Origin of the sequence: Methylomicrobium lacus, from assembly GCF_041897535.1 — a bacterium.
Taxonomy (GTDB): Bacteria; Pseudomonadota; Gammaproteobacteria; order Methylococcales; family Methylomonadaceae; genus Methylomicrobium; species Methylomicrobium lacus_A.
The window spans coordinates 1,779,346-1,800,124 of record NZ_CP169217.1 but is presented as its reverse complement, the minus strand read 5'-3'; the positions used below and the strand labels follow the sequence as shown (position 1 = coordinate 1,800,124).

Annotated in this window: 17 protein-coding genes; 12 read left to right on the top strand and 5 right to left on the bottom strand. The window is 53.8% G+C overall.

Annotated elements, in window-relative coordinates; translation table 11 throughout:
* The first annotated feature begins 76 nt into the window (after nt 1-76).
* The gene (locus tag ACEPPP_RS07910) at nt 77-580 is read left to right on the top strand and encodes a hypothetical protein (RefSeq protein ID WP_374090504.1); all 504 of its coding nucleotides are present in this window, start codon (nt 77-79) and stop codon (nt 578-580) included.
* Nucleotides 581-723: 143 nt separating this feature from the next.
* Here the strand turns inward: ACEPPP_RS07910 and ACEPPP_RS07905 are convergent, their stop codons facing one another.
* Together ACEPPP_RS07905 and tolA are read right to left on the bottom strand one after the other, a co-directional pair.
* The gene (locus ACEPPP_RS07905) at nt 724-975 is read right to left on the bottom strand and encodes a hypothetical protein (RefSeq protein ID WP_374090503.1); all 252 of its coding nucleotides are present in this window, start codon (nt 973-975) and stop codon (nt 724-726) included.
* Nucleotides 976-1,248: 273 nt separating this feature from the next.
* Nucleotides 1,249-1,668 carry a cell envelope integrity protein TolA gene (gene tolA, locus ACEPPP_RS07900; protein WP_374090502.1) on the bottom strand — a complete coding sequence of 140 codons (420 nt, stop codon included), beginning with the start codon at nt 1,666-1,668 and terminating at the stop codon, nt 1,249-1,251.
* Between the two features lie 788 nt (nt 1,669-2,456).
* Between tolA and ACEPPP_RS07895 the strand changes: the two genes are divergently transcribed.
* The 3 genes from ACEPPP_RS07895 to ACEPPP_RS07885 all read left to right on the top strand — a co-directional run bounded on the left by ACEPPP_RS07895 (nt 2,457) and on the right by ACEPPP_RS07885 (nt 4,574).
* Nucleotides 2,457-3,455 (top strand): SMP-30/gluconolactonase/LRE family protein, encoded by a 999-nt coding sequence (locus tag ACEPPP_RS07895; protein WP_374090501.1) that lies wholly within the window; start codon nt 2,457-2,459, stop codon nt 3,453-3,455.
* Between the two features lie 283 nt (nt 3,456-3,738).
* Entirely contained in the window at nt 3,739-4,044 is a 306-nt protein-coding gene (locus ACEPPP_RS07890) for a DUF1778 domain-containing protein (protein ID WP_374090500.1), read from the top strand.
* Nucleotides 4,044-4,574 (top strand): GNAT family N-acetyltransferase, encoded by a 531-nt coding sequence (locus ACEPPP_RS07885; protein WP_374090498.1) that lies wholly within the window; start codon nt 4,044-4,046, stop codon nt 4,572-4,574. Before ACEPPP_RS07890 ends, ACEPPP_RS07885 begins: the two co-directional genes overlap by 1 nt.
* A 185-nt stretch (nt 4,575-4,759) precedes the next feature.
* Here the strand turns inward: ACEPPP_RS07885 and ACEPPP_RS07880 are convergent, their stop codons facing one another.
* The 3 genes from ACEPPP_RS07880 to ACEPPP_RS07870 all read right to left on the bottom strand — a co-directional run bounded on the left by ACEPPP_RS07880 (nt 4,760) and on the right by ACEPPP_RS07870 (nt 11,004).
* Nucleotides 4,760-6,940, bottom strand: coding sequence for a CHASE2 domain-containing protein (locus ACEPPP_RS07880; RefSeq protein WP_374090497.1), 2,181 nt, complete (start codon nt 6,938-6,940; stop codon nt 4,760-4,762).
* A 173-nt stretch (nt 6,941-7,113) separates the two neighbouring features.
* The gene (locus ACEPPP_RS07875) at nt 7,114-7,569 is read right to left on the bottom strand and encodes a hypothetical protein (protein ID WP_374090496.1); all 456 of its coding nucleotides are present in this window, start codon (nt 7,567-7,569) and stop codon (nt 7,114-7,116) included.
* A 108-nt stretch (nt 7,570-7,677) separates the two neighbouring features.
* Nucleotides 7,678-11,004, bottom strand: a complete 3,327-nt coding sequence (locus ACEPPP_RS07870; protein WP_374090495.1) for a tetratricopeptide repeat protein — start codon at nt 11,002-11,004, stop codon at nt 7,678-7,680.
* A 301-nt stretch (nt 11,005-11,305) separates the two neighbouring features.
* Here ACEPPP_RS07870 and ACEPPP_RS07865 point away from each other — a divergent pair, with 301 nt between their 5' ends.
* The 8 genes from ACEPPP_RS07865 to ACEPPP_RS07830 all read left to right on the top strand — a co-directional run bounded on the left by ACEPPP_RS07865 (nt 11,306) and on the right by ACEPPP_RS07830 (nt 20,371).
* On the top strand, nt 11,306-12,289 hold the full coding sequence (locus ACEPPP_RS07865) for a folate-binding protein YgfZ (protein ID WP_374090494.1): 984 nt from the start codon (nt 11,306-11,308) through the stop codon (nt 12,287-12,289).
* Nucleotides 12,286-13,260 (top strand): heme A synthase, encoded by a 975-nt coding sequence (locus tag ACEPPP_RS07860; RefSeq protein ID WP_374090493.1) that lies wholly within the window; start codon nt 12,286-12,288, stop codon nt 13,258-13,260. The genes ACEPPP_RS07865 and ACEPPP_RS07860 overlap by 4 nt, the downstream gene beginning before the upstream one ends.
* Before the next feature lie 293 nt (nt 13,261-13,553).
* A complete protein-coding gene (locus ACEPPP_RS07855) occupies nt 13,554-15,059 on the top strand; it encodes a hypothetical protein (RefSeq protein WP_374090491.1) in 1,506 nt (501 codons plus the stop codon).
* 123 nt (nt 15,060-15,182) lie between these two features.
* The gene (locus tag ACEPPP_RS07850) at nt 15,183-15,938 is read left to right on the top strand and encodes a rhomboid family intramembrane serine protease (RefSeq protein ID WP_374090489.1); all 756 of its coding nucleotides are present in this window, start codon (nt 15,183-15,185) and stop codon (nt 15,936-15,938) included.
* Between the two features lie 586 nt (nt 15,939-16,524).
* On the top strand, nt 16,525-17,073 hold the full coding sequence (locus ACEPPP_RS07845; protein ID WP_374090488.1) for a GspH/FimT family pseudopilin: 549 nt from the start codon (nt 16,525-16,527) through the stop codon (nt 17,071-17,073).
* On the top strand, nt 17,064-17,903 hold the full coding sequence (locus ACEPPP_RS07840; protein WP_374090486.1) for a PilW family protein: 840 nt from the start codon (nt 17,064-17,066) through the stop codon (nt 17,901-17,903). The genes ACEPPP_RS07845 and ACEPPP_RS07840 overlap by 10 nt, the downstream gene beginning before the upstream one ends.
* 23 nt (nt 17,904-17,926) lie before the next feature.
* A complete protein-coding gene (locus tag ACEPPP_RS07835) occupies nt 17,927-19,174 on the top strand; it encodes a PilX N-terminal domain-containing pilus assembly protein (RefSeq protein ID WP_374090485.1) in 1,248 nt (415 codons plus the stop codon).
* Between the two features lie 12 nt (nt 19,175-19,186).
* Nucleotides 19,187-20,371: a hypothetical protein gene (locus tag ACEPPP_RS07830; RefSeq protein ID WP_374090483.1), complete on the top strand. Its 1,185-nt coding sequence runs from the start codon at nt 19,187-19,189 to the stop codon at nt 20,369-20,371.
* Nucleotides 20,372-20,779: the final 408 nt, after the last annotated feature.

Here is a 20,779-nt window from a genome sequence, read left to right as displayed (position 1 = left end):
GACAGCTTATTGGATAGATTTTGTGATGCAGTTTTTTTGCGTCATTTTGGATGGCTAATTAGAGTTAGGGTGACAGATGAAAGACGCTTTTTACATTATTGGGACTTCGCACCCGATACAATGCGGAAAGTCAGAACACTCTCATGCGTTTGAAGCGGAAGTCGAAATAGTATGTAAGAAACTCAAGATTCGCCGCATTGCAGAAGAAATGAGCCCAGAAGGACTTAAAAGATACGGAGTCACTGAGACTGTTGCTCAAAGAGTGGCAAAAAAATTGTACATCCCATGTCATCATGTAGACTTGAGCCTATGCGAAAGGGAAATAGTTTCACTCGGCGACTCTGTTGTTCTTAATGCGGTGATGAATTTTCCGTTTGCTGATGGTGGAGGCTCGTTTAGAAAAGCATTTAATGAACTTGCGGATGAAGTGCGGGAACGTTGCTGGTCTGCACGAGTTATTGCGGAAAAAGAGTGGCCGGTGCTATTCATATGTGGCGCGAACCATACCGCGAGCGTTTGGGCGCTTTGGCAGCGATTGGGTATAGATGCAGTTGTGGTCCATGCTGACTATCATCTATAACCGGTCAATGAAACTAACCCCGAAAAGCAGAAAAAATCATTGGGTCATGTCTTGTTTCGTGCATAATCATGGCATGAAACAAATTTCAAGACCCCAGTCATTCCACATTCTGTGCAGTCTAATGTTAGCTGGTTTAGTGTAAGTTATTTCTTGAGCTTGCTTTCTAGCCATTCTTTTTGACTGTCTTTTTCTTGTTGTCGACGTTTTCTATAAAACTTCATTTGGGAGTTGACATGCTCTGTTTGTGTATAATGCATTAAAATGATATATATAGGCCATAAAGAAACAATAAGCCACCCAAATAACGCTAGGATGCCGGCATCAGAGGTGTTATTGCATTTGAATAATTGGCGTATCAAAATAAAAACTCCAATCATTGTATAAATGCCCATCATAGTATTTTCCTGTTTTTTTAGGTGAAAAAACTTTCATGACCGTAGGGCGGATTACGACGCGTGGAAAACCCTTCTTGAGTTTAAAACTCAGACAAATTGAGCGCAAAAGCGAGAAAGTAGCCTTGATGAAGTGCAACGGAATCGAGGATTGATAGCCTTCGATTATCCTCGATTTCACTTCGTTACCTCGAGGCTACTGGCTTCGGTCCAATGACGTGGGGTTAGTTTATACAGTTTCGATTGCAGGTCGTAATAAGCAGTTGCATATCCCGTTTAATACGATCCTCGATCTGGATCAAATGTAAAGGTAAAGCTTCTAAAGGATTTAGCAAACAACTCTTCATTATCTGGCACAGGCAATGGCGATGCCGTTCTGATAGCATCTATTGCTGAATGATCAAATACAGAATCACCACTGCTCGCCATCATATAAGCTTCCACGACTTCGCCACTAGCTAATAGCTTTACGTGCACTTTGCATGTGAGTCCCGAGGGCGCATTAAGTGGTTGAGTCCATGACTTATTAACCTTCGTGCGTATCGCTTTGATAGCCTTGATTGCATCGGCCTGTTCATTAGACAAAAACCGAATATGATCGTTATTTTGTTTGGGGGTTCCAAAAGTACACCCTATTATCGCTAATACGCTAGCGCCACATAAAACTGTTCTAGCCGCATTGAAAATAGCACTCATGATAATACGCCTTGATGGCTCAGTTTGGTTTTTTAGTGTTGCAATACGAACAATAAGTAGCCCCGATGAAGCAATGTGAGCGTGAAAATATCATACCCCAAATAAGTCGCGATGCTCCCTCAAAAAATTTTTGACGATTTCCTTAGGGTGTAATGGCTTGCATTTGAAAACGGTCGGGCTCGCATTTAACGCCGTTTCGAGCTCAAAATAAATGCAAATGAAACAACGCCTTGAGGGGCAACGCCCAGGGGCTTGTTTCTTGCATAGGCTACCTTGTCGTCTACCATTGTAATGGTAGACCCCATCTATACATCTGCTAAAAGTCCGGCAGTCCCTTAGCACCTAGCTCATTCCCGAAGATCGTTGCTGCAGCATCGGGGAGTAGAATAGACAAAGCATTGTGACAGGGAGTCATGTCATAATGGACTGAGGTCTCGATCCCTTGTTGGATCGGGCCGTATGACGCGGGCCGGCTGGGTAAACAAGGGTGTTCGCGCCGGCGAGTCGATTTTGATGATTCATATCTCCCAAAATCTATCACGAGATAGCGACACACCGGTTACACATTTAGGGTCTGCTAAGGCATGCCGTTATACATAAATGCCGTCATACCCGCCGGGAAGCGGGTATCCAGTGCCAAGGATGGCAAGCCTTAAACGTCCCTGTAGCCTGGATTCCGGCAATCCCTGCCGGAATGACGAACTTGTGTATAAGGGCATGCTGCTAAGGGAGACAATTTGCCTGGGCTTCGCGGCCTAGAAATTCAAAAATAAACTCGAGGACAACATATGCGATTCGAAATCAACACTGCTGTTTTGGTTACCGTTTTACAATTCCTCACTCCAGCGCCATCCCTGGCCGATGCTGACGCTGCGGGTTACACCCCGCAAATCGTGGCCTCCTTCGACGCTAGCCAGTTTCAATTACCGGAATCGGTTACCATGGACTGGGCCGGAAATTTCTATTTCTCAATGGCTAATACCATCCAGAAACTCACCCCTGATGGACAACTTTCCCAGTTCGTAGCATTGCCTATACCTCAGAGTAGCTTTGCACTGGGGGTTAAATTCGGGCCGGATGGGTATCTCTACGCCGGGAGCGGCAGTTTTAACCCTGCGGACAATGCTTCTTATGTCTTCCGCATCGACGGCACTGGCGAAGCTACGCCATTAGCTCATCTCGACCCTAATGGATTCCCCAACGATTTGGCATTCGACGGAGAAGGCAATACTTACGTAACCGACCCCTTCAATGGTCAGATTTGGAAGATCGACTCGAACGGCCAATATGTCGTTTGGCTACAACACCCGTTACTTGAAGGCGACCCCGATAACCCTGTTTTGGTGGGGCATTGGTTCGGCGCAGACGGCATTGCCTTCGATAATAACAAATCCAATCTCTACATCGGCAACATTGATAGTGGCGCCATCATTCGTATCCCTGTACTACCCAACGGCGAGGCAGGCACGCCCAACGTGTGGGCGCAGGATGACCGTTTGAAAGGCAATGACGGGCTGGCCTTCGACAAGTCGGGCAATCTATACGTGGCGGTAAATGGGCAGGATGCTTTGGCGGTCATCGACAAAGATGGGCATCTATCCGTACTGGCGCAAGGAACACCGCTGGATGGGCCATCGTCGCTGGTATTCGGAAAGAAGAGCGATGACAAGAAGACGTTGTATATTGCCAGCTTCGCTATCAGCCGAGCCTTGGGAGCACAGCAGGGTACCCCGCAACCGAATCTTTCCAAGATCGAAGTAAATATTGGCGGGTTGCCGATTCCGTAGCACGGCGTAGTCAACTTTAGGTTCTGTTGACAAGAGAATCATGGGAGCAGGTCTTGTTTCTTGCATAGGCAAGCCTTGATGCGAATTAAAAGGCCTGACTCCCATCTATCTCGGTCGTCCATAACGAAGCCGAGGCGCTCCAATACGTGCAAAAAGCGCTTAAACGCCGACAATCCGCGCCGAAGCGCATCGGCGTCGGCTACGAAGGTCGGACCGCATCGGGGCTTGATTGATCAAAATAGATACATAGCGTGTATCTACTGTGCTAGGATTCATCCTTAAGATGATGAAAGAGGTTGCCATGCCGACTCACAATTCCAAAAACGATACCCAAACTCATGCAGTCAATTTACGGGTGCGCAGTGACATTCGTTCATTGATTGACAGAGCCGCCAAGGCCCAGGGTAAGACGCGCTCTGATTTTATGATTGATGCGGCGCGGCGCGCCGCCGAAGAATCCTTGCTCGATCAAACCCTCGTGCGCGTCGACCAAAAAACGTATGAACATTTTCTTGAGGTGCTGGATCAGCCGCCGGGCGGAGAAGGGTTTGAACGCCTGATGGCAGCGGCCAAACCTTGGCAGGATTAATGCTGTCCTCGCCGGTTCCGCTCTCGGCGGAACATCGGCTGGATGACTTTGCCTGCGGAGTCGGTAGCCTGGACGATTGGCTGAAGCGGCGCGCTCGCTCTAATCAGCTCAGCGGCGCCTCACGCACTTATGTGGTGGCGGAAGGCGGCCAGGTGGTCGGCTATTACTGTCTGGCCTCAGGGGCGTTGGCCTTGAGCGATGCACCGGCCTTAGTACGTCGCAACATGCCCGATCCCGTGCCGGTGGCCATACTTGGCCGGCTGGCCATCCATCAAGCCTGGCAAGGCCGAGGCATGGGGGGCGCGCTGTTGCAAGACGCGGTGTTGCGTACGCTGCACGTGAGTGACATTCTCGGCATTCGGGGTTTTTTGGTGCACGCCCTCTCCGGGGAAGCCAAAGCTTTTTATGAACATCATGGCTTTGTGGCTTCGCCGACCCAACCGATGACGTTGATCTTGTCATTGAAGCGAAGTGGGAGCGGTTTTCAACCGCGACTCGAAGGCCTTGCTCCCTGCCCCGGTCGCGCTTGAAAAGCGCTCCCACATGGGATGCATAAAGTATCAAATCAGGGAAATTATTTGGTCCAGATCCTAATGACGCTCTGCGTCCCGAACCGCAGGAGCGGTTCAGGCGGCATTCCCATTTATGCCCTTGGGGTACGCAGAGTGTGGGAACGATGAGGACGAATTTCGGGAGGTTATTTTTGAGCAAATCCTTACTTTTGTTCCAGCGTAAGGATGCCGTCCCAATCCGCTGGCGGCTGTTGCCGGTAAGCCTGCGCCAGTTCCAGATAATAACGGCTGGGATTGTCGTTGCCGTGTTCGTTCAGGATGTTTTGAAAAACCAGCTCGGCTTGCTCCCAATTTCCTTGTTGAAACAGTTGCAGGCCGTGCGCGAATTTTCTGTACAGCAAGTCATTCGGATCGTTGCCGCCTGATGCCTTGTCGATGATTTCAACCAGTTCCAGCGCTTCGTTTTTGCCTTCCACGCGAAACTTGCCGACCGGGCGGCACACCACCTGGGTTAAACTGTCGGCGACGGCTTTGGATGCCAATATCTTGGTGCCCAAAAATTTATTGACGCCCTGAATGCGGGATGCTGTGTTGACGGTATCGCCGAACGGGTTATAAAACCTGAATCCGCCCGACTCGCCGCTGCCCAGCACGATTTCGCCTTCGTGCAGGCCGATTCGGGTGGGTAGACGGCCGGCGGTGGAGGTTTGATTGAAGCGCTCGACCGCCTGGTCTATTTCGATCGCCGCCAGGCAAGCCGAATGGCGTTGACTGTCCGAGCACAAATCGATCCATAACGCCATCATCTCATCGCCTTGAATGTTCGCGATGACGCCGTCGTGCGAGGTGACCGGTAAACCCAGCACCTGGTAATAGGACTTCAATAACTCCCACATTTCGCGCGGCGAATGCTGCGCGGCGACCGACGTATAGCCCTCGATATCCGTGGCCAGACAGAGCGCCCGGACATAGCGCTCGGAGCTCATTTGCGCCGCGCTTTTTTCCGGATACCATTGCCCCGGCGACGCCGGCAAGAAATGCATCCACTGCGGAAACACCTGGCGCACGAAATCGAGAATCCGTTTGCGCTCGTTCAGCAAATCGCGCCGCGACCATGACAATGCGATCAGCCAGGACAGCGGTAATTGAAGCAATATCGGCACTGCCACCGGCAACCATAGGCCGTAACGGCTAAAGCACCCAAACGCCAGGCCGGCGTAAGCGCCGCCGGCCAGCAAACTGGCCAATAGCCCGTAAAAACCGGTCAGCCGCGTCAAAATCAAGCCGATGAAGAAGCCGAATGCGACCTGCGGCAACCACGGCGGCAGCGGCGATTGGACAAAACGGCCTTCCGCTAAATTGGCGAATTGCGTCGCCATGATTTCGACGCCCGCCATTCTGCCGCTGCGCGAATCGGTGAAAGGGGTTTGAAAATAGTCCGATTTGCCGGAGGCGAACAGGCGGTTGGCCTTGCCGATAAAGACGACCTTGTTTTGTAAATCGGCGGCCTTGCCTTCATAGACGTCGCTGTACGACTCCATTCTGAACGTGTGCGGAGGGCCGTAATAGTCGAGATAACGGCTGTCTTCCCCGCAAATGACGTCGTCGATGCGTTTTTCCAGCATGGATTTTTCCGTTGAGTTTTCTGCACGATGATCCTTTGCGGACAGGCAGCGTCGGCGCTGTTCGGTCAACCCATGCGATAGCGGTGCGTCAAGCCCATTATTCAAGCCGCCGCCGCGCCGCAGAAAGTTCAACCACACGACAACCGGCAGGCTGGGCGTTTCCGCGAGGGCATCGTAGTAAGTCCAAACCTCGCGCACCGTCGCGTCCTGGGCGTCATTCACCAAAACAAACGGCGCGTGATCCAGAACGGACTGGATCAGCGCCGGTGCGGCGGAAATTTTGCGCATCGCGACCAGTTGCTCGGAGAGCGGCTGGCCCACGTTGCCTTCCTTGCGGACGGCCGGTTCCTTATGGTTTTCCGAGCACTCCTCCCGGCCATAATAATCCTCGGTGCCATGTCTGAATTTCTGCACGCAATCGGTCAGCAGCACATTTCCGGCACCTTTGATGGTCTTGGCAAGAGCGGCATCAACGTCCGGATGCGGCACGATAAACTGAAGATCGAAAACGATCAGCGCCGCCCCCTGGCGCTGCAATTGCCGGATCAAGCCGGCATGAAGCCCGCGCCAACGGGTCAAGTCCTGGCCCACGCCTAAACGGGTTTCTGACGCTTCATCCATCGCCGCGATCACCGCGTCCGCCGGCGGCGTGCGAGCGCCGCGCAAGCGGAACAGCGTATCCAGGCCTACTGTCGATTCCAGGTTTGCGAGGTAATCGATGCCGCTGCCCAACAGGAAGGTGATCAAGGCAATTGCCATTGCCCGCAGGAGGCGGTACTGCATCGGAGGCGTAGATTAAACTCTGAACGAGTATGTTTTCCGATTTGTCGGGGTAGGGGTTGGTAAATGTGGATTTTCTTGCTTCATTTATTCCTCTGAAACCGACGCTAAATCCTTGGGTTGTATTGCGTAACTTGTTTATTATTAAATGCTTAGCACGGGTAGCCGTCAATTGTCGTGCATTTGGTTCTCGGATCCGGGTTGCTATAAAATAAAACTGACCTTTCTCCTTGTTCCGTCTTTTGGATTCCAGGCGTCAGGATAATGGTTTTTTGTTTTGCGTATTCCGGTGTAATCATGCCTTTTTCACCTTTTAAGCATTCGGGGGGGATTATGGCGTGGTTTTGTTCGTCGTATTTTAAGCTTTTTTCTTCCTTGCAGTCGGCAACTTTAGAAAGACTTTTACTGTACATTTCTAAATTATCCAGATGGTCTGGCGCAAGCAATAAAACCCCATGAACGTTTTCGAGGGGATTAGCGAGTGCGCTGTTGAAACCCTCTGTATTAGTGTTTTGGCTGTTCCTGAATAACAGTGCCAACAAGACGAGAATGAATAGGAACATGCTGATTATGATCTCTTTGCCGCGTTTTTCGATAAGGCTGTTCATGGTCGTTGTCTCCAAGGTGTTGTGAAATTATTGTTATCAGTCGATAGACTCATTATTACTGTTTTTTTTTAAGCAGGCTCATTATGCAAGCTATATGTTACCCATCGCTTAAAAGGCCAATGTCAGCCTTGCAAATACAGTCCTTCCTGGTATGAACGGCGGGGGTTGTCCGCCATCCTGTGCGCTCGTTTGGGGTGATCGTCCGGCGAGGCTCTGAAATTCAAATTGCCGGTCAAAGATATTTTTTATATCCAAATTAATAATGCCTAGGCGTTTGGGTAACCGCATTCCAATTCCTGCGTTAAAAAGCACAAATTCATTGTGCTTTATATCGTAAACCCCGGGCCAGTCTGCCCGCTGATTCACGTATTCGGCCTCCGTATTGCAAAAGAAGCCGGATGGATCAAAATAACGCAGCCCAGCTTTACTGTCGTAAGTTGTGGATTCCAGTTGAGCAAAGCCGGTGGTTAACTCGTCGCCATGGAACCGCTCTAAATTAAAAGATATATTGGCTGCCAATCTCTCCGTTAAATTCCAGTTCATATAGGCGAGATAATTATGCTCATTCCATTTGGCCTTGCCATTGCTGGCTGGCAGGGCGAGGTCGCGCGACCTGAATTCCAAGCCGCCGTACAAATTCGCATTGAACTTGTGATCTATGGCCGCTCCGTAAAGCCAGGTGTCCGTGCCGGTATAATCGTCAAATAATTGGTTAAAGCCGGCAACCTGTGTAGGCTCGATGGTTTGATCTGTAATTAATGAGCGTTTCAATGTTCTGGCGACGGCCCAGCGAAAGATTGTCCCGGGCGAAGCACGCCAAAGCATGCCGATTTTGGGATTGACTTGGTTTTTCGTTGCCGGCGGCTGACTTGAGTCATTACTGTTGCGCTCAAAAGAATCCACGCTCATGCCCAAAGTCCAATCAACATCGTGAGGATAATGGGTGTATGTGTAAATATACCCGGTGGCATGAGATGTCGAATTTCCGATTATGGGGTTATCAATGCGTGAAAAACCCGATTGAGCAAAGCCAAACCCTGAGATGGCGCTCAAATACTTTGACTTGAATAAATGTTGTATTTCACCTTGATCGCCATCGATAGTGAAATCCTGTCTGACAGGGTTGTTGCCGGCAACAACCGTAAAGCTTTGGCCGTCCAAATGCAAATAGGAGGAAATTAATTCGGAATGTTCATTGAAGGAATAATGCATTCCTGCTCTATAAGTGTCTTTATCGCTACCTAACCGAAAAAACGGATCAAAATAGCCATCGGCATACATGTCTATATCTCCTCGCTCTGTGGTTTTATGACGGATTTCGGCTTGGAGGTTCAGGTTTGGCGTAATATTGGCTTGAATAAAACCCGTAAACAAATCGACCTGTACATCATTATTTTGGCGGAATCCATCCGTGTCATAATGAAACTGGCCGACGCTATAAGATAAATTTTTCCAGAGACCTGAGTGAACGATCTCATCTGCTAACGTGTTATTGCTGCCGGCAAATCCTGAAGCCTGCAAAGCAAAGTTGTTACGGGTAAATAAAGGATTGAACTCGTAAAACGAAGAGGAGCTTGGTCCCAAAGATTGCAGGGTAAGAAAATTTTTTTCGCCCAATTGTGGTTGAATAGGCGTTATGTTTAAAGGCTGCAGTAATTGCGATTGTAAAAGCTCACTCACTCTAGCAATTTCAGAACGCGGTTGAGAAGCATAGTTGTCGGCTAAAAGCCGATGGGCAGAATAATTTGCAGGATCGTTACTGACAGATTTCCAGCCCTCTACGACGCCTAAGCGTTGAAAGCCCAAATCATTATAAATCCGCCCTTGAGCCGCGCTTCGAGCGGCCAAATCTTTATCTAACGATAAATTGGACCGATAAACCCCTCTATTGCCATTCAAGTCAATGGCTTTTTGAATGTCCTGTAAGGCTTCGACCGGGCGATTGGCCGTTTGCTTATTCAGCGCATCATAAAAATACGGCGTCGGGTCCTTGGGGTCGCGCACTTTCGCCAGAGCGAACTGAACCTCCGCGAGTGGGATGCGCTTTTCTTCATAGTAAGCTTTTCCCAGATAACTGCGGATAAGCGAATTGTTCGGATCGAGGACTGCCGCAATTTCAAGGTCATGACGGCCTTCTGGGAGATTTCCGTCGTGGATTTTTGCTAGCCCGAGGCCTAGCCGTGCCAAAGGCGAGGTGGAGTCTAATTCTAACGCTTGTTGAAATGCCTTTCGGGCATCCGCTGTCTTCGAGCGCAGTAGAAAGGAAAAACCCGTCACTGTTTGCGTCCGTTCAAGCCCTGCGTCCAGTGCCAGCGCGCGCTGCGCGGTTTGTTGGCTTTCGGCTGTCGCCCCTTGGGCGAGCTCGATCTCGGCTTTGCGCGCCCAGACCATCGCATCGTGCGGCGCGTAGCGAGTGGCTTGCTCGGCGGCGGCCAGTGCCTTGTCCAAATCGAAACGGCCCTGCTCGGCGTAAGAGAGGGCGGAATAGGCCGCCGGCGAAGCGGGATCGGAGGCGACGGCCTTGTTGGCGAGTTGCAGCGCTTCCTCTTTACGGTTTTGCGTGAGTGCCAGGACCGATTGCAAAGCCAAAGCTTCGGCATCGTTCGGTTTGCCGCTGAAAATATTCCGGATGTCCTCCTGAGCCAGCGCGACCCTCCCCGCCATCAGGCGAACGGCGCCGCGAACCTTGAAAAAATAAGGCGTTTGTTGCTCGGGGGCTACCCTGTCCAGCCGTAATAACGCCTGATCGCCCCGTCCCCGGCGGAAATCCTCTATCGCGGTCCGAACCGCGTTATCGATATTTGCCGATGGCTTGGGGTAGGGCAGTATCGGCGGATAATAGAGCGCCCAATTGACCGCATCCTGGGGCTTGACCTCGATTTGCGATCGCGGCGCCTGCCCGCCGACAGCCTCGGCGCCTTGTCCAGGGGTCAGGCGAATACTGCCTCGGGGATTGAAAAACCGGACGGCGCCCTCGTAAACCCAGAGCGAGGCCTTGGCATCGTCAACCTTCATCGCAAACTCGGTGCCTTCGGGGCCGGCATTCGCGATCGGGCTGGTAATTTCCAGATGTTTGGGGGTTCGGCTGATGAAGTGGACGAAGCCCTTGAGCAAATCCAGTGCCGTCGGTTCGTCGCGGGTGATGTCGTGCAGCGACAGGATGGTGCCTTCGTCCAGACGCAAAACGACACCGTTCGGCAATGATAATGAGGCCCGGCTGTAAGGCTCCACCCTGACGCGGCCGTTTTGGCATATCGCATCATCGAGTCGCGCCTGCCGCCATTGGCCTTTGCCGTCGGCATCGAACAACACGGTGCCTTGCAGCGAAACCAGCGTTGCGCGTTGATCAGGTTTGCTGTTGGGGTCGGCGGCGCCTGCTTTAGCCCACCCCAGAGAGGCGCATAAAACCAGTAATGGAACAACCGTAGAGCGCATTATATTTGTAAGCCGCCGGGATTTCAGTCATACGTTAGAGTCGCTCTATTTGCGGGTCAAGTCAAGGTAATAATTCACTCGGTCGGCGGAGAAAAAAAGTTAATTCTGGCGGCGTGATTTTTTATAAAACGGGCAGTTACAAAGAGGCGTCAGGAAAGATAAAGCCAATAGCAATCTAACTTTATTCTTAATTCTTAATTCTTTCTGAAGCCGCCGACTTCGAAGCCGAAGTATCCCGTCCGTTCAGGCTTGTGAGCGATAACGCGGTATAATATGCGTTTTTTACTATCCGAAGCGTCTCATGAATCCGCAATGGAAAAACTTCCTGCTTTCCAGGCAGGCCGTGATCGAAAACGATAGCGCTATCGTTTTTGCCGAATCCCGATCCGATCATCCCCATCTCTACCCGATTGATGATCTAGGGGTATTAGCCGTCTCCGGCAAGGATGCGGCGAAACTGCTGCAAGGCCAGTCCACCTGCAATGTTTTCGAAGTGACTGAAACCCAGGCGCGGATCGGCGCATTCTGCAATCCGAAAGGCCGCGCGATAGCGACGTTTCTGCTCGCGAAAAAAGCGGACGCCTATCTGCTCGTGCTGCCTCTGGAGTTGCTGGAGCCGGTCAAAACCCGTCTGCAAAAATATGTGCTGCGTTCGGATGTGAAGTTTACCGACCGCTCGGACGATTTATGCCTGCTGGGCGTCAGCTCGAACGAAGCCCCGGTCGAGCCGCGCTTCGCGGCCCGCTGCGATCAGGGGGCGGTATCGATTGCGCTGGGCTCGGAAGCCAAGCGCACGCTGGTGATCGCGGAGACGGAGAAGGCGATCGCGCTGTGGACCGATCGCTTGGGTCAAGGCTATGCGCCCGGCAATTCGGAGGACTGGCGCTTGCTCGATTTACTCGCCGGCATTCCCTGGCTGAGCCTGGCCACCTCGGAAGAGCACGTGCCGCAGATGTTGAACCTGGACAAGCTGGACGGCATCAGCTTCACCAAGGGCTGCTACACCGGCCAGGAAATCGTCGCGCGAACCCACTACCTGGGCAAGGCCAAGCGCGCGCTGTTTCTGGCCGAATGCGCGCTCGACACCGCGCCCGCCGCCAATACGGCCATCCTGGACCGCAGCGGCGGCGAGCAAAGCCGCGGTCAGGTATTGACCGCGATCAGCCGTGACGGCATTTGTCATTTGCTGGCGGTGCTGCTGGTCTCCGAAAGCGGCGAATATGACCTGGTGCTGAAGGATCATCCCGAAGTTTCCCTCCGATTGTTACCTTTACCTATCGCATGAACGACCAAGCCATTCTGAACTTCCGCCGCCTGGGTCTGTTGACCATTTTCGCGGTTTATCTGGTGATCCTGGCCGGCGGCATCGTCCGTGCTTCCGGCGCGGGCATGGGCTGCCCGGACTGGCCGACCTGCTTCGGCCGCTGGATTCCGCCGACCGACGAGGCGCAATTGCCTGCCAACTACCACGAGATTTACGCGCAGCGCGGCTACGAGAATACCGAATTCAACCCGGTCAAGACCTGGACCGAATACTCGAACCGGCTGGTCGGCGTGACCACCGGCCTGTTGGTATTGCTGACCGCCTGGGCTTCGCGCATCTTCCTGAAACGCGACAAGACCATCTTCTATTTGTCGCTGACCAACCTGTTCCTGATCGGCTTTCAGGGCTGGCTCGGTTCCTCGGTCGTCGCGAGCAATCTGAAGCCGTACATGATCACGCTGCACATGCTGATGGCCCTGTTGATCGTGGCGCTGGTGATCTACACGATCACCCGCTCGCAGCGCGAGACTTTCGCCTGCATCGACAGCAGCCTGCTGGCGCCGCGCGCCAAAACCGTGCTGCTGGTCGCGATCGGCATGACCCTGCTGCAGGTCGCGATGGGCACGCAGGTGAGGGAGGCGGTCGATTTCATCTCGCACGAACACAGCTATATCGACCGGCAATTCTGGCGCGACGATTTTCCGATCATTTTCTATGTGCACCGGTCGTTCTCGTCGATCATCCTGCTCACGAACTTCTGGGTGTTCTGGAAGCTGCGGCAGTCCTGCGACCGGCAAAGCCTGTTCCTGCGTACCGGCTATGTGCTGATCGGCCTGATCGTGACCGCGATTCTCGCCGGAGTGACGCTGGACCGCCTCGGCATGCCGCCGGTCGCGCAGCCGGTTCACCTGTTGATGGCGAATCTGATCTTTGGGGTGCAGTTTTTTCTGTATATGGGCCTGCGTTATTCGGCTGCGCCGATCAAACAATAAAATCGTTCCCACGCTCCGGCGCTCATCGTTATACACAAGTGTCGTCATACCCGCCGAGAAGCGGGTATCCAGAGCCAAGGATGGCAAGCCCGACACGTCCATGAAGCCTGGATTCCGGCAATCCCTTATATCTGCCGGCATGACGGGTTGGGCAAGCAGTTGTGTATAACGACGAGCGCCCCGGCGTGGAAATGCCGTTTGCATCGCTCCCGCGGTGCGTGACGCGGATCTCTTCCTGCGGCTTTCAAGACAAGAGATTTACCGGATTTGTCAGGCAAATACAGGAGGCGGCAATGGCGAAAACTTTTCGATTCCGGTTCAGCCGGCATACGGCATTCCTGGTGCTGCTGGCTTTGCTGGCGCAAGGCTGCACAAGCAGCCCGCTGCGCATCGAAGAGCTCGCGCCGGACGAGGCCGCCTGTCTGCTGTGGTACCAAAACTTCGACGCTCTGCTGGACGAGCACGAACGGTTTGACCCGTCCGCGGCGAAAATCACCGGCTTTCCGTACCTGCGCGCCGACCGCTTTCTCGCTTCCTTTCGCGCGCAAAACCTGACCGATGGCGCTTATGCGGAATGGCTGGAGCGCATGCGGCAGCTTGACGCCTCGCTGCGTCTCCGCGAAGCCGCGAATCTGCCGCCGGCCGCCGCAAAAGCCGTGCTGGCCGAAGCGCCCTTGCCGGGCTCTCTGGATCAGGTGCTGCGGCAATGCGGCAACCGCCTCCTCCAGGCAGCCTTGCATCACCCCGAGTACAAGCCGTTTCTGCGCCAGCAAATCCATGTCCCGGATGCCTATCGAAGCTGGCAGCGCGTCGCCGGCGCGTATTGGCTCATGCAGTATCCGGGCAAACTCGCGCTGAAAAATCTGCATAGAAAACTTGCCGCAAGTTTCATGCGGCCTCTTGATGCGTTGCCGGTGCAAGGCCGCCTGGCCCGCTATGTGCCGGCATCAAACGGATTTTTGGCTGCCTCTGAAATTGCCGCGACGCTGCGTGCGGCATATCAAAATCCCTTGGGCATTCCGGCGCTTTCCGATGAACGGCTAGGACGCCTGTTCGCCCATTTCGCGCCGATCTGGGAAATCGACACCCGCAACGATACCGACAAGATCGGCGCGGCGACGCTGAACGACCAGGGCGAGCCGCGCATCGATACTCGCTATCCTATCGTCTATCAAAAACACGCCTACACCCGCCGGCAGGGCCGCAATCTGTTGCAACTGATCTATCAAATCTGGCTGCCCGCGCGCGAAAAAACCGGCCTGACCGATTGGTACGGCGGCGAACTGGACAGCGTGATCTGGCGGATTACTTTGAGTCCGGAGGGCGTCCCGATTGCCTATGACAGCATCCATGCCTGCGGCTGTTATTACCTGCTGTTTCCGGGGCAAGGTTATCGGAGCATTTCGCCAAAGGACGGGGCGGAAGCGGTGCTGAGTCCGAAATCTATCGCCCCCATTCCGCCCGGACAACGCCTTTTGCTGCGGCTCGAAAGCCGCACGCATTACCTCCAGCAAACGGCAGCGATCGCGGCAGGCGACAAGACGCCGGCAACGCCTTATCGGGTTCAGGTATACGACGACCTGTTGTCGCTGCCCTTGCCGGACGGATCGCGGCGCAGCCTTTTCGGCCCGGACGGCATCATCGCCGCCAGCGTCCGCCCCGAACGCTTCCTGCTCTGGTCGTTCGGCGTGCCGAGTCCCGGCGCGATGCGGCAATGGGGCGTGCATGCGATCGCCTTCACCGGCAGGCGTTATTTCGACGATCCGTTTCTATTCGAACGTCTGATCGCCAGACAGTAGGGCAGCGTCGGCAATCCGCTTTGCACAGGGGATTGCGATTGAAATCCTCGCCGTTTCGGTTTACATTGGCCGCAAGCGGTCGATGCGGCCGGCTAGAAACTTTACTTAATTCAGGAGTCATCCATGTTTCCGATTCGCGATGAAAATCCCACCCTCCGCACGCCGGTCGCGACGATCGGGCTGATCGTGGTGAATCTTTTCGTCTGGATGTTCGTGCAGGGTGCCGGCAGCGACGTGCCGCTGGCCAGGTCGCTGTGCCTGTACAGCCTGATTCCTGGCGAACTGCTGAATAGCGTGCCGGTCGGCACGCGGATCGACCTGGCGGAGAACATGGCCTGCGTGCTCGACGGCAAGGACGGTCTCTCCACCCTGATCACGCATGCGTTCCTGCACGGCAGTTGGTTTCACATCATCACCAACCTCTGGTTCTTATGGATTTTCGGCGACAACGTCGAAGATGCGATGGGGCCCTTCCGCTTTCTCGTCTTTTACGCTTTATGCATCCTGGCGGCCGCGGGGGCGCAAATCATGGCCGACACGGCCGCGATCACGCCGATGGTCGGCGCCTCCGGCGCGATCGGCGGCGTGATGGGCGCCTATGCGAGACTTTATCCGAGAGCCTATGTGCATACGCTGATTCCGTTGGGATTCTTCATCACGACCGCCGCGATTCCGGCCGTTTACATGCTCGGCTACTGGTTTTTCATCCAGCTGATCAGCGCGGTGCCCGCCGTCGGCGGCCCCGCGCAAATCGCCTTCTGGGCGCATGCCGGAGGCTTCGTCGCCGGACTGCTGCTGATCAAGCCGATCAGCCGGCAGGACTATATCGACGAGCACAACCGGCTGACGCCGAATCAGAGCGCGAAATATCGGCTTTGAGGGTCGGTCCTCGTTCCCACACAGTGCATCACTGCCATTGAGTTAAATCAGCGATAAGCTTTGCGAGGAAACGATGTAAGGTTTTCGTGCTCCCACGGGCTGTCAACGCCTTCCGGTTCATCATCTCATTCTCTTGGCAACTTTCTAACAAGGCGCCCGAATAGTTCGACTTCGGGTTGACTATTTGGCTTCGTCAACTACATTAAGTAGACTTTCTTTGTACGTTAAGGCTTACGGGAAATGTCGGCGCTGTCGTCTGAACAGATTAGCAAAGGCGTTATCAGCAAAATCCGCAAGCTTGATCGCGCAGGGCAATAATGAACCGCAAGAACAGAACCGTGCATAGGACCGGACACTGCTGCGAGGAAATTTGATTGAAGGGATTGACGTGCAGGGTTGTAAGGCTCAGCCCGTCCATGTTTCCACGGTATCAGGTCTGCATTCAATTTCTGCGGAAGAAAAAGAAATTCATGCGCCTCAGTGTGATTCGCTTGTGTTCGAGTCACGATTTGACAGGGCGGCATGAATCGTAAATTGGGCCGCGCATTATTGTCGATGCCGGCTTGGAATCTAACAAGGATTTAACATGGAAATGCGGCCGTTTACTTCTCCCTGCCCGACATTACGGCAAACCTCAACAAGCACCCCTCGGAAACAGTCCGGTTTTACGTTCATTGAAGCGCTGGTCGTCATCGCGATTATTGCGATTTTGGCCGCATTAGCTGCCCCGTCCTTTAAAGCCTCGATAGACAAACAACGCATCATGGGCGCCACGGAAGCGGTACTGGCGGATTTGCGCTGGGCGCGGAGTGAAGCGATCGCACGTAACAAGCCGGTACGCGTGACGTTTACGACGGGCAGTGCCTGGGCTTACACCATCACGCTGGGAGACGGTACCGTGCTAAAAACCGTCAATGGCAACGGTTTTCCGTCGATTATCCTGTCGTCGGCGACTTTCAGTGATGGCGCTGACGGCAGTGTCGCCTATACCACCTTTAGTCCTGCACGGGTCAAAAACGCCAATGACGGCGAAGTCACACTGACATCGACTCTCAATACGGCCCAGATCAGCGTCAGCAAGCTGGGCAGAACGAAGATTTGCGGCAGCATGCTGGTAGGTCATCCATGTTCATGATTCGAAAGCGGCAAGCCGGCATCACCCTGATCGAGTTGCTGATCGGCATGTTGGTCGGGCTCATCGTTGTCGCCGGCGGCATCAGCATCTACATCGCCTCGGTCCGGGGACAAGCCGAAAACATTAAACTCGCCCGTTTAAATCAGGATATGCGGGCGATGATGGATATGATGGAGCGCGATATTCGCCGCGCCGGTTTCGTGACGGCAGATCCTGCAACGAATTTTGCCTTGCTGCAAAACAATCCTTTTTTTGACGGCGCCACATCCGGCGCCACTACCGATGTGGCGATTTATAACACGGGCAGTTGCATCGTCTATGCCTATAATCGCGATGAGGACCCCAATAACGACGGTGTCCTGGACGAAGCGCCGCCCGCCGTCGACGCCAATGAAAGGCTGGGTTTTCGTCTGAACGGCAATACGGGCGAACTGGAAATCCGCAACAGCGGCGACAGCAACGATGACTGCGCCGATGGCGAATGGGAGTCGGTTACCGAACCGGAGGTGGAAATCACCGGGGTGACCTTCACGCTGACCGCAAAAGCCCTCAATGTCACCAGCATGACCGACGATGATCATGACGGAATAGACGAGCCCAGTGATCACGATGGCATTTTGACTGGGGATGATAATCATAATTTCACCTGCGATGCCGGCGAAGCCTGCAACACCTGTACGCGAGATGGTAGCCCAGATCCCGCCTGCCTGTATGTGCGCTATGTCACGATTAAGCTGGATGGTCAATTGCGCGACGACAATACCGTCAAGCAAACCATTACCGAACAAGTCCGGATTCGAAACGACAAATTTCTGGACGCCATTCCTTAACCCCCCTCTGCTGTATTGAGTCGATGAAAATTTCAAGCTGCAAGTTCAAACCGTCCCAGAAAGGCGCCGCCACTTTGATTGTGGTGCTGGTGTTGGCGATGGTCATGGGCATTATCGCGCTGACCACGGCGCGCACAGGGCTGATGGAGCAAAAAATTACCGGCAACGATCTGCGCGCCCGCGAGGCGCTGGAGGCGGCCGAAGCTGGGCTGGAATATGGGACGGCTTGGGCGGGCAAACATAATGTGCCTTGGCCGAGCGGCGCCAACACATTGGCTTGTCCTGCAACCGGATGCCCGACATTGCCGCAGGTGACGGGCACCAGCACGGGCGAAGCCTACAACGTCAGTGCGTTGGTCTACTCCAGGCCCGGCGCCGATTCCGAATTTATCCATGTCAGATCAACCGCTACGGGCGCTTCCGATGCCTCTATTTCCGGCGCCACCGACACCTATATCAAACCCGGCAGCCTGCTGACCAAGGAAGGCAAACTTCCCCCTCCCTTGGTCATGGATGGCTGCATGACTTCAACGACAGGCACGCCGGATATCTATCCCAATTGGCATGACCTGGACGGCGACGGCAGCAAGGATGCCAACGAGTGGGTCGACGCGAACGGTAATGGCGTCGTGGATAGCGGCGAATGGACGGATGCCAATGGTAACGGAAAAGTCGATAACGAGCTGGAACGTTCCATCATGACATCGAAACCTGAAAATGTCGGCGGAAACTTCTGCCTGAATTATTGCGGTCCCGGGGGCGGTTGCGATCCTACGTCTGCCGGAACGGGGCGCTCCCACCTCGATCTGCATAATGGCTTACTGCAAAACAACACGGCCTATCCGCACAATTCTCTCTGGGATTATTACTTCCAGGTCAGTCAGGCGCAATTCAAGGCGGCGGCTTCCGCGACGCTGAGCACCGACCCCGGGCTTTACTGGGTGAGCAGCACCGGCAATTGGGCCGGCGGCACTTACGGCTCGGCGGCCGACCCCGTGATGATTGTGTTCGAGCATGGCTGCCCCAAACCGAACGGCAATACAACGATTTACGGAATTTTGTTCTTTCTGGAGGTTGATGGTTGCGTCACGGACCCCATGAACGGCTGGGGCAATGTGACCGTATATGGTTCGCTTGGAGTTAACGGAGGCGTCAAAAAAATGAATGCCAACCTTGAGATTCATGGCGTCGGCGACGGCGTGGGCATGCAGACCATCAATTCGCGCCCGATTAATGCTTCCCGCTTGCCGGGGACCTGGAAAGACTTTTAGAGAGAAACGGTCATGAAGAAAGTGTTCTATGTCTTGCAGCGCGGCTTTTCCCTGTTGGAAGCCTTGGTCGCCGCGCTTGTCGTAGCGGTGGTGATGTTGGGGCTGGCCAGATTGCAGGGTATTACCCTGATCAACAGCGGCGATAGCCGCATGAAAACCCGCGCCTTGAATCTGGCGCAAGATAAAATCGAAGAACTGCGCAGCTTCGCCAATAAAGATACTTACACCGGCATGGCTTCGGGTAACGATAGCCCCGCGTCTTACGCCGGTGATAACAGTAGTTTTGCCCGCACCTGGTCGATTACAAGCTGCCCTAATTCGGTCGATTGCAAACAAGTCGGTGTCAACGTTAGCTGGACAGATCCGAAAGGCGAAACCCAGGCCGTGGCGCTGACCTCCTACATCGCCAGCGGCGATACGGTGAATTCCGGTGTGGTGCTGCTGGCGGGGACGCCTACGCCTCCGTTGCCGCCCTCTCCGCCTCCAGTGATACCGCCAGTGACACCGCCTCCGGTGCTGCCCCCGGTGACACCTCCGCCAGTAACGCCCCCTCCGGTGACACCACCGCCTCCGGTGACACCGCCTCCGGTAACACCGCCGCCACCGACAGGAAAAAATGCGTGTGAAGGCCTTGTGACAGCCGCTATTACTGCTGGTGATATTGTAACCGACACGCTGCTTCCGCTGACACTGGGGGCCCGGTTGACGATTAGTCTTAACCCACTGGCGGTTTGCACAGTCGTGTCGGTTAATTTGCTCAAACCGAAAACAGGCACATATATTTGCAGTATAGAGGATTTAAATCCGGCTATTGTCGCGCTGGGTATAGACAAGAACGCCGTCGACTTAAGTGTTAATTTGGCGCTCAATGATTTGCCCCTGCAAGGCGTGGTAGGGCCAGTAGAAGCGCTGCTCAGGAGCCTTCTGCCTTTGCCGAAAGATCTGGTGTGTGTAAAAGCCAACCTGGCGCTTCCTATCCACTTGGATGTGAATGGAAAAGTCAACATTCAGGAGCTATGCTTGGTTCCTAACATTGTTGGAAAGACTAAGGTTGAAGCGACAAAGCTTTTAAATGATGCGGGTTTCAAGGACGTTAAAATAACAGGAAGTGCAAACTTTAATGTCAAAACTCAAGGCTTGCTTGCAGGTTCTAAATCCAATTGCGATGCCGAGGTATCCGTTATGTTAGGGAAGTAACAAGAAGTCTTCATGAGGGACGAGATTAGCAATCCCGACTCCTTCGTTTTGGGTTTGCCGATGACTTAAAACTTGAGGAGATCCCGAGGGCGGGGCAGCATGCCCCGCCCGGCGAAAAAGTCTGTTCTGAGCGGTTTTTTCAACCCGTCCCCATGGTTCGAAGGTTTTTTCTCGTTCCCATACTGGAGTTTTTTTGGATCGGCGCCGGCGCCATATACGCCGACAGGCCGGCCCCGATCGGCTCGAAAAGCTTTTCTCTGGATTAAGGCATTTGCCCTGTTCGCTGTTGGGCGACTGTGTCAAATCACACAGTGGCATTATCATCAGGTCAGGGTTTGTCTCAATATGGCCCGGTTTTATTGGTGCTTGGTAATGTGGCCCGGTTATTGCTGGAAGAATTCGGAGGCA

Coding starts and splice junctions, on each gene's coding strand:
- ACEPPP_RS07910 (WP_374090504.1), top strand. CDS start 77: ATGAAAGACGCTTTTTACATTATTGGGACTTCGCACCCGATACAATGC.
- ACEPPP_RS07905 (WP_374090503.1), bottom strand. CDS start 975: ATGATGGGCATTTATACAATGATTGGAGTTTTTATTTTGATACGCCAA.
- tolA (WP_374090502.1), bottom strand. CDS start 1,668: ATGAGTGCTATTTTCAATGCGGCTAGAACAGTTTTATGTGGCGCTAGC.
- ACEPPP_RS07895 (WP_374090501.1), top strand. CDS start 2,457: ATGCGATTCGAAATCAACACTGCTGTTTTGGTTACCGTTTTACAATTC.
- ACEPPP_RS07890 (WP_374090500.1), top strand. CDS start 3,739: ATGATGAAAGAGGTTGCCATGCCGACTCACAATTCCAAAAACGATACC.
- ACEPPP_RS07885 (WP_374090498.1), top strand. CDS start 4,044: ATGCTGTCCTCGCCGGTTCCGCTCTCGGCGGAACATCGGCTGGATGAC.
- ACEPPP_RS07880 (WP_374090497.1), bottom strand. CDS start 6,940: ATGGCAATTGCCTTGATCACCTTCCTGTTGGGCAGCGGCATCGATTAC.
- ACEPPP_RS07875 (WP_374090496.1), bottom strand. CDS start 7,569: ATGAACAGCCTTATCGAAAAACGCGGCAAAGAGATCATAATCAGCATG.
- ACEPPP_RS07870 (WP_374090495.1), bottom strand. CDS start 11,004: ATGCGCTCTACGGTTGTTCCATTACTGGTTTTATGCGCCTCTCTGGGG.
- ACEPPP_RS07865 (WP_374090494.1), top strand. CDS start 11,306: ATGAATCCGCAATGGAAAAACTTCCTGCTTTCCAGGCAGGCCGTGATC.
- ACEPPP_RS07860 (WP_374090493.1), top strand. CDS start 12,286: ATGAACGACCAAGCCATTCTGAACTTCCGCCGCCTGGGTCTGTTGACC.
- ACEPPP_RS07855 (WP_374090491.1), top strand. CDS start 13,554: ATGGCGAAAACTTTTCGATTCCGGTTCAGCCGGCATACGGCATTCCTG.
- ACEPPP_RS07850 (WP_374090489.1), top strand. CDS start 15,183: ATGTTTCCGATTCGCGATGAAAATCCCACCCTCCGCACGCCGGTCGCG.
- ACEPPP_RS07845 (WP_374090488.1), top strand. CDS start 16,525: ATGGAAATGCGGCCGTTTACTTCTCCCTGCCCGACATTACGGCAAACC.
- ACEPPP_RS07840 (WP_374090486.1), top strand. CDS start 17,064: ATGTTCATGATTCGAAAGCGGCAAGCCGGCATCACCCTGATCGAGTTG.
- ACEPPP_RS07835 (WP_374090485.1), top strand. CDS start 17,927: ATGAAAATTTCAAGCTGCAAGTTCAAACCGTCCCAGAAAGGCGCCGCC.
- ACEPPP_RS07830 (WP_374090483.1), top strand. CDS start 19,187: ATGAAGAAAGTGTTCTATGTCTTGCAGCGCGGCTTTTCCCTGTTGGAA.